The following is a 7687-nucleotide window of genomic DNA, read 5'->3' as shown; positions in this document are numbered from 1 at the left end:
CCGACTGCTACTGCTCCCCGCCGGTCGACCCCGACGGCGGCTTGATGTTCAGCGCGTTCTTGCCGATGTACGTGGCGTTCTCCTCGATGCCCGCGCAGAACTCGGCGAAGTCGTACACGCTCCGCGCGATGCCGGCCACGGCCTGGGAGAAGCTGAAGATGCCGCCCACGAACGTCTCGATGCCCGCGTTGTAGTCGGGTGCGAACCGCTCCCAGGTGTCGTCGACCTCGCCGGTGAGCAGCGGCGGTCGGCTGATGAACCCCATGAACGTCTGCCCGAACCCGTGGATGGTGCCGCCGAGCCCGTCGATGTCGGCGCCTCCGCGGTAGAGCCCGTCGGTGTCCACGCTGAGGTAGCCGGAGCCGGAGCCGAAGTCCGGCTGACCGGAGCCACCGGTGGACGACGGCTCTTCGTCGCGGTCGCCGCCACCGGAGCCGTTGCCCTTGGTCGCCACGGTGATCAGCTCCTCATCTTCATCAGGTCGCGGGTGATGTCCTGCAGGGGCGGCGGTTCCGGGGTCAGGGCGGACTGGAGGTCGACCCCGCCGGAGAACAGCTTCTCGGCGTCCACGCCGGGCGGGAGCGTCGGCGCGACCACCGCGGCGGCCTCGCGGGTCGCCTGCTGCTGCGCGTCGCCGATGGCCTTCACCAGGACGGAGGCCAGCTCGCCGGGTGTCATGCGCTTGAACGCCCCGGTCGGGAACTTGATGTCCTTCACGACCCCGCCGTGGCCAGCGGTCACCGCGACCACCTGGCGCGGTGCGGTCACCGTGCAGGAGATCTCCCGCAGGCGTCGCTGGGTCTCCTGGAGTTCGGCGAACTGCCTGCGGTACTGCGCCATGAGGTGCTCGATCTGCTCCGAGTGCGGGTTCGTCACGTGCACCCTCCTCACCAACTCGCGGTCGATGAGGACGAGTACAGCCACGTGATCGGTGGCGATCAACGCGATCCGCCCGAGGAGAGTGTGGAAGTGAAACCAAGGCTGCCCCATCACCCCGGTGAGCCGCGGTCGGCGACCCGTCCACCTCGGACGGCGTCGCAAGGGGCAGGTATCAGGGGGAATTCGGGCACCGAAGGCCGCAGGCGGTGTTCTCCCACCCGCGGATCGAGCACGCTGGTCGAGCGTCCCCGGTCCGGACAACCGGCCTCCGCGCCCTCCCCCGTTGTCCGGGCCGGGACCGCGGGCCGTTCCGGCTCCGGCGAGCGGCCGGTTCCCCCGGCCGGCCGCTCGCGCGCACCGGGGGCGGCGCGAACGGTCGGTCCGGGAACCGGCTCAGCCCGGGGCGGGAACGATCACCGGCGCGACCGAACCCGACCCGGCCGCGGCACGGGCGATCAGTCGGGCAACCGGGCCAGCTCGGCCTCGGCGCGCTCGCGCTCCACGCGGGAGGCGGGGCCGTCCGACAGGTCGAGCGCGAACAGCAGGCGGGTCCGCGCGTGCTCGTACTGCCCCGCCTCGCGCCACGCGATGCCCTCGGCCAGCGCCAGTTCGGCCTCGCTGCGGTACCCCGGCTGCTTGTCGAACGCCAGCTTCCCGGCCTGGTGGTAGTGCCGCGCCGCCTCCAGCCACTGCCCGAGGCCCGCGAGGCCGTCGGCGATGAGGGCGAGCAGCAGCGTCGTCACCTTCTTCGCCGTCTCCGGGTTCGTCTGCTCCCGGCGGACCCCCACCTCGGCCAGGAGGGTGCGGTGCACGTCCAGCGCCTCCTCGAACCGGCCCGCGATGTTGAGCACGGTGCCTAACCCGAGCGCCATCCAGAGCTTGACGTCGAAGAAGTCGTAGCCCATCGACATCTCGTAGGCGCGGAGGCTGTGCGCCATCCCCTCTTCGGTGCGGCCGGTGCTGAACATCGTCTGCCCCAGGGACGCGCTGGCGATGGTGATCCCCCGGTGGTAACCGATCTCCTCGGCCAGGGCGATCGCCTCGCCGAAGCTGACGATGGCGCGTTCCGTCTCGGCGGCGGTCCAGTGCTGCGCCGATCCCATCTGGGTGAGCATGTCGACCTCCGCGACCCGGTCGCCCAACGCCCTGGCGGCGCGCAGGCCGATCCCGAAGATCTCGTCCCAGCGCTGCTCGGGCTCGCGGCCGTGGGCGTAGCGGTGCAGCGCCCAGGTGCAGTCGAGCACGCGGCGGTGCCACCCGAGTTCCGCGGCCTCGCGCTGCACGGCGACCCAGTTCGTCGCCTGCTCGCCCAACCACTCCTTCGCCTCGTCCTGGGACCGGAACGGGTTGTCCGCGGGCGCCTCGCGCACGTGCGGGTAGAACAGGTCGCCCGCGGCGGACGCCTTGGCCAGGACGTGGGAGTAGAGGCCGTCGCGCAGCTCGGCCCGCACGTGCTCCGGTTCCTCGGCGGCCAGGCGCTCACCCGCGAACAGGCGCAGCAGGTCGTGGAACTGCAGGCGCCGGGGCCCGGAGGTGGTGAGCAGCGACGCCTCCACCAACTCGTCCAGGTGCGCGCCGATCCGCTCGGGGGGCACGTCCGCCGCGACGGCGGCGAGGTCGTCGTCGAAGTGGGCGCCGGGGATGAGCGCGAGGCGGCGGAACACCCGCTGCGCCTCGGGCGAGAGCCGGCGCAGCGAGACCTCGAACGCCGAGCGCAGGTGCAGGTCGCCCGCCGACAGCGAGTCGAGCCGGCGGTGCTCGTCGCGCAACTGCCGGACGAGGTAGGCGATCGACCAGGACCTGCGGGTGGCCAGCCGGTTGCCCGCGATCCGCACGGCCAGCGGCAGGTTCCCGCACAGCGACACCAGGTCGTGCGCGGCCGTCGCCTGCTCCCGCACGGTGTCCTCGCCCACGATGGACGCCAGCAGGTCGAGCGCCCCCCGGGTGGGCAGCACCTCCAGCGGCAGCCAGCGCGCCGACTCCAGCCCGGCGAGCGCGCGGCGGCACGTGACGATCGTCAGGCTGCGCTCGCCGGTGCCGAGCAGGGGGCGGACCTGGGCCTCGTCGGCGGCGTTGTCCAGCACGACCAGCACGCGCCGGTCGCGCAGCAGCGTCCGGTACAGCGAGGCGCGGCCCTCCTCGCTCGCGGGGATGCGCATCGGGGCCACGCCCAGCGCGGTCAGCATCCGCTCCAGGGCGGTGGTCGCCGGGATCGGCCGGTCGTCGACACCGCGCAGGTCCAGTGCGAGGCAACCGTCCGGGAACAGGTGGGCCAGCGCACCGGCGGCGGCGACCGCGAGCGAGGTCTTGCCGACCCCCGGCGGGCCGGCGACCACGACCACGCCGCCCGTGCCCGCCTCCGCCGCCAACCGCTCCAGCTCCTCCTCCCGGCCGATCAGCCGGGGCACGACCGGCAGCGCGTAGAGCATCGTCCTGTTGCCCGTGCGCGTGGTGCGGCGGCGCCCCTCCTTCGCGAGCAGGACGAACGACTCCCGCTCGTCCCCGGTGAGCCCGAGCGCCTCGGCCAGCAGCTCCACCGACCGCTCCTGCGCCGCGGCGGCCCGCCCGCGCTCCAGCTCGCGCAGCGCGCGGACGCTCATGCCCGAGGCGCGGGCCAGCTCCGCCTGCGAGAGCCCCGCCCCCGTGCGGTACCGCATCAGGCACAGGCCGAAGGACGAGCTGGGGCTCGGGGCCGCGAGACCGGTCACAGCCCGGTATTCAACCTCTTGCGCCCGCAAGAGGGGAAACGCCCTCGTCGGGGCGCGAGAGGCGCGGTGGTTGAACATTCCACTTCCAGCGCGGCGCGCGTGGTCGAATCCGGGAGCGGAGCCGCCATTCATTAAGTCGACCTCAAGCGGGCAGCAAGCCGATGTAAACCCTTCGCAACGCGTACGGGCCATCTCCCACACTCCGGGATTACGGTTTGCGGAAAGTTACTCCCGAGTGTTGGCTGATCGAGGGCGGCACCGGTGAGAAAACAGCGTCACAGCAGCTCTACCAGGCTCGATGCCCTCACCGGGCCTGCGGTGACCTTCTTCCACGTTTCCCAGGCGGGCGGAGGTTCAGCCACTCGGCACGTGTTCCGGGTCACTTCCGACAAAGCGCGGAACGGCGAGGACCGGCAGCTTTTCGCTCTCGAAAAGCTGCCGCCCGGAACCGCTTGGCACCGCCGGTCGGACGCGGTTCCCTGGTGCCATGACGCCGCACACCGCCTGGCCGAGCGATCACCGCCGCTCGGCTCCCCCGGGACAGGCACGCCGCACGAGCATCCGCCTCGCGGTGCAGGCGACCGATCCCCTGGTCGCCTCCGGGCTGGTCGCCATGCTGCGCCCCACCCCGGGGCTCGACATCGTGGAGCAGGTGCACGAAGCCGACGTCCTCATGGCCGTGCCCGACAACGGCCTGCACAACCTCGTCACCCAGATCAGCCCGGACACCCGCCTGGTGCTCATCGCCGACGACCTGCGCCAGGCGGAGCTGTGGACCGCGATCGAGCACGGCCTGGTCGTCCTGGTCCCCCGGGCCGAGGCCGCCACCAAGTCGCGCCTGCTGCGCGCCATCGCCGACGCCCGCGAGGGCCGCGGCGACCTCCCCGCGCACCAGCTCGGCACCGTCCTGCAGGCCCTCAAGCACCTCCAGGAGAACACCCTCGCGCCCCGCGACCTCACCCTCAGCGGGCTCTCGCTCCGCGAGACCGAGGTGCTGCGCCTCCTCGCCGACGGCATGGACACCGCCGAGATCGCCGAACGCCTGATCTACTCCGAGCGCACCGTGAAGAACGTCCTGCACAACATGCTCAGCCGGCTCAACCTCCGCAACCGCGCCCACGCCGTCGCCTACGCCCTCCGCCACGGCCTGATCTGACGACCGCGGTCACGCCGTCGGCACGGCTCCGCTGACGGTGGTGCCCCGGCCCGGCGTCGACCGGACCCGCACCCAGCCGCCCACGGCGGTGGCGCGGGAGCCGAGGTGGTGCAGGCCCGCGTCCGGGGGCAGCTCCGCGAAGCCGGGGCCGTCGTCGGTGACGCTGAAGCCCAGCGATCCCGGCGTGCCGCGCAGGGTGACCGCGACGGCCGCGCCGGGAGCGTGCTTGCGGGCGTTGTTGACCGCCTCCACGCAGATGAAGTACACCGCCGTCGCCGCGGCGGGAGGGCAGTGCGGCACATCCGGTCCCGCGTCGAGGGTGACGTCGGCGTGGCCCGCGAACTCGGCGGCCAGCGCCGCGACGAGCCCGTCCGACACCAGGGCCAGGGGCAGCACGCCGGCCGCCGTCCGCTCCACGACCGCCTCGGCGGCGTCGAGGCGGTCCGCCAGCCCGGCCAGGGCGCGGGCGGCGGCGGCGAGGTCGCCGGACGCCGCGGCGTGCTCGGCCAGCGCCGCCGCGAGCTTCAGGGCCACGAGCTGGTGCTGCGCGCCGTCGTGCAGGTCGCGTTCGAGGCGGCGGCGCTCGGCCTCCATCTCCGCGGCGGCGTGCCAGCGGGCGTCGGCGAGCTCCCGGGCGGCGGCGTCGCCGCGGCGGCGCAACGCGTCCGCCTCGGCGTGCAGGCGACCGGCGGCCAGCACGGGACCGAGGGCCGCCGCCAGCTCACCGACCGACCCGGCCGGTGCCGGGACGAGCCCGAACGAGCCCTGGACCTGTCCGCCGTGCTCCACCGCCACCGCCGCGCCGGGACCGTCGGCGCCCCACCCGTGGTGGTGGCCGCCCACCCGGACCCAGCAGCCTGCCGCACCGACCGCCCGGCCGATGCCCTCGGCGAGCAGCCGCAGGTCGGGTTGCCCGCCGGGGCCGACGGGCAGCCGCGACCACTCGGCCACCGCGGCCACCGCCCGTCGCTCGCGATCCCGCCACCGCACCCGGCGAAGGTACCCCGGTCAGGTCGGCCCGGCCCCGGCGGCGGTGGCCGCCACGACGCCCTCGCACGTGCGCACCAGGGTTTCGGCCGCGTCGCGCAGCGCCGACGAGCGGCCGGGGCGGGCGGCCAGGGCGCGCCAGCGGTCCACCTCGGCTCGGGCGGCGGCGTGCAGGCGGTCGTCCGGGGTGTGGGCGGGCAGGCCGAGCCGGGTGCGCGGGTCGGTGCCGAACGCGCCGAGCAGGCGCACGGCGGCCGGGTGGTCGTCGCCCAGCGGGACCGCTCCCCGGTCGATGTCGTCGAGCACCCGGAGTTCGGCCAGGTCGTGGGCGGCGGCGCGGACGCGCTCGGTGGCCCACCGCAGGTCGTCCGCGCCCGGCAGGGCCTCGATGTCGACCAGGGCGCGGCGGGCCGCGACGACGTCGGCACGGGCGAGCAGGCCACGCGCCAACCGGTCCCGGACGGCGGCGAGGGCCCCGGTCGGGTCGGCCTCGTGGTGGTCCACGCCCAGGACGTCCAGCACGAGCACTCGATGGCCGCTCGCCGACAGGGCGGCGCGGAACCACGGCGGCAGGCCCGGGCTCAGGACCGCGTCGACCGACCAGCGCGGCTCGACGGGCAGGGCTGCGGCGCGGGTGGCGTCGACCGCCCCGGGCAGGGCCAGCACCGACAGCCCGCGCAGCGGTTCGGCGGGCAGCAGCACGACGGGGGTGCCGTGGGCGTCGACGGTCGCGCCGCCGTCACCGTGGGCGTACCAGGTGGGCCGGTCGACGGGTGCGACCTCCGCGCCGGTGAGGGCGGCCACGACGGCGGCGGTCGCCGGGCCCGCGAGGACGGCCAGGCGGGGCGGGGCGTGCAGCCGCTCGGCGACGGCCTCCCACCGCGCGCGGGCGCGCTCGTCGGGCGCACCCTGCCAGCCCCGGCGCAGCAGGTCGTCGATCGCGTCGCGCAGACCGGGGGCGGGCGGGCGCTCCGGCGGGGCGCCGACATGCCTGCGGAGCCTGATCGCCACCTCGACCGTGCCGCCGGCGCGGTCGACGCACTCCAGCCCGCCACCGAGCACCGCGATCCGGTCGGCGTCGTCCGCGAGCGCCGCGGCCATCCCGGCGGCACCGCCCGGCCAGGCGGCGGTGACCCGCGCGCGCAGCTCGCCGTCCTCGTCGGCCAGGTCGACGTGGACCGGTTCGCCGTCACAGCGGTCGGCCACCAGGCGCAACACCGCGGCCACCGCGTGGTAGAGCCCGGACTCGACCTCCCAGCCGACCTGGCGGACCAGCCCGCCGCGGAACCGGACCGGCGCGGGCAGGGTGGCGGCCAGCTCCTCCAGCGCGGCCCTCGGCCCGCGCTCGGGCAGCATCGCCGGGTACACCCCGCGCACCAGGCCGCGGAAGCGCTCGATCAGCTCGTCCAGCGCGGCACCCAACCGCCCGGCGGCCTCCTCCCGGGACTCCCCGGACCCCAGCTCACCCGCTGCCGCGCGGTCCACCACGGCGCGCAGGTCGGCGACGGCGGCGCGCACGTCGGCGAAGCCCCGACCGGTCACGCCCGTGATGGCGGCGACGAGGCGGCGGCGCTCCAGGTCGCGCACCTCCGCCAACCGGGCGCGGGCGGCGGCCAGGTCACCGGTCAGCGCCTCGGCCCTGGCGGCGGCGCTGTCGCGGTCGGCGCGGGCGCGGTCCAGGCGCAGCGCGACACCCAGCCAGCCGGCGGTCTCGCGCAGCGCGGCGCGGTCGGCCGGGGTGAGCGCGGTCGGCTTGGTCAGCAGCACGACCCCGCCACCGGGCACCGGCTCGACCACAGCTCCACCCCCCGCACCCGCGCCACGCCGAACCCCCGCACCACCCCAGCCCTCCGCACCACCCCAGCCCTCCGCACCACTCCCCACCCCCGAATCCACAACTCGCGGCGGCCAGGCGGCGATCTCCACCTCGCCCCCGGGACCCGGCGCGCGGCACACC

The 7687-nt window shown here is 75.4% G+C and carries 6 protein-coding genes; 1 reads left to right on the top strand and 5 read right to left on the bottom strand.

What is annotated here, in order from left to right:
• Positions 1-7 precede the first annotated feature (7 nt).
• The 3 genes from ACIGNX_RS01760 to ACIGNX_RS01750 form a co-directional block, all read right to left on the bottom strand.
• On the bottom strand, positions 8-454 hold the full coding sequence (locus ACIGNX_RS01760) for a hypothetical protein (protein ID WP_396535200.1): 447 nt from the start codon (positions 452-454) through the stop codon (positions 8-10).
• A gap of 5 nt (positions 455-459) precedes the next feature.
• The gene (locus ACIGNX_RS01755) at positions 460-876 is read right to left on the bottom strand and encodes a YbaB/EbfC family nucleoid-associated protein (protein ID WP_396535198.1); all 417 of its coding nucleotides are present in this window, start codon (positions 874-876) and stop codon (positions 460-462) included.
• Positions 877-1334: 458 nt separating this feature from the next.
• Entirely contained in the window at positions 1335-3587 is a 2253-nt protein-coding gene (locus ACIGNX_RS01750) for a helix-turn-helix domain-containing protein (protein WP_396535196.1), read from the bottom strand.
• Positions 3588-4074: 487 nt separating this feature from the next.
• Between ACIGNX_RS01750 and ACIGNX_RS01745 the strand changes: the two genes are divergently transcribed.
• A complete protein-coding gene (locus ACIGNX_RS01745) occupies positions 4075-4743 on the top strand; it encodes a LuxR C-terminal-related transcriptional regulator (RefSeq protein ID WP_396535194.1) in 669 nt (222 codons plus the stop codon).
• Positions 4744-4752: 9 nt separating this feature from the next.
• Here ACIGNX_RS01745 and ACIGNX_RS01740 read toward each other — a convergent pair whose 3' ends face one another.
• Together ACIGNX_RS01740 and ACIGNX_RS01735 are read right to left on the bottom strand one after the other, a co-directional pair.
• Complete coding sequence (locus tag ACIGNX_RS01740) at positions 4753-5733, bottom strand: sensor histidine kinase (protein WP_396535192.1); 981 nt, start codon at positions 5731-5733, stop codon at positions 4753-4755.
• Between the two features lie 18 nt (positions 5734-5751).
• On the bottom strand, positions 5752-7527 hold the full coding sequence (locus tag ACIGNX_RS01735) for a hypothetical protein (RefSeq protein ID WP_396535190.1): 1776 nt from the start codon (positions 7525-7527) through the stop codon (positions 5752-5754).
• Positions 7528-7687: the final 160 nt, after the last annotated feature.

It is taken from the genome of Actinosynnema sp. NPDC053489 (assembly GCF_044544865.1).
In the GTDB taxonomy this organism is placed as follows: Bacteria; Actinomycetota; Actinomycetes; order Mycobacteriales; family Pseudonocardiaceae; genus Actinosynnema.
The sequence above is the reverse complement of the archived record's forward strand: the minus strand, read 5'-3'. Positions and strand labels throughout refer to the sequence as shown.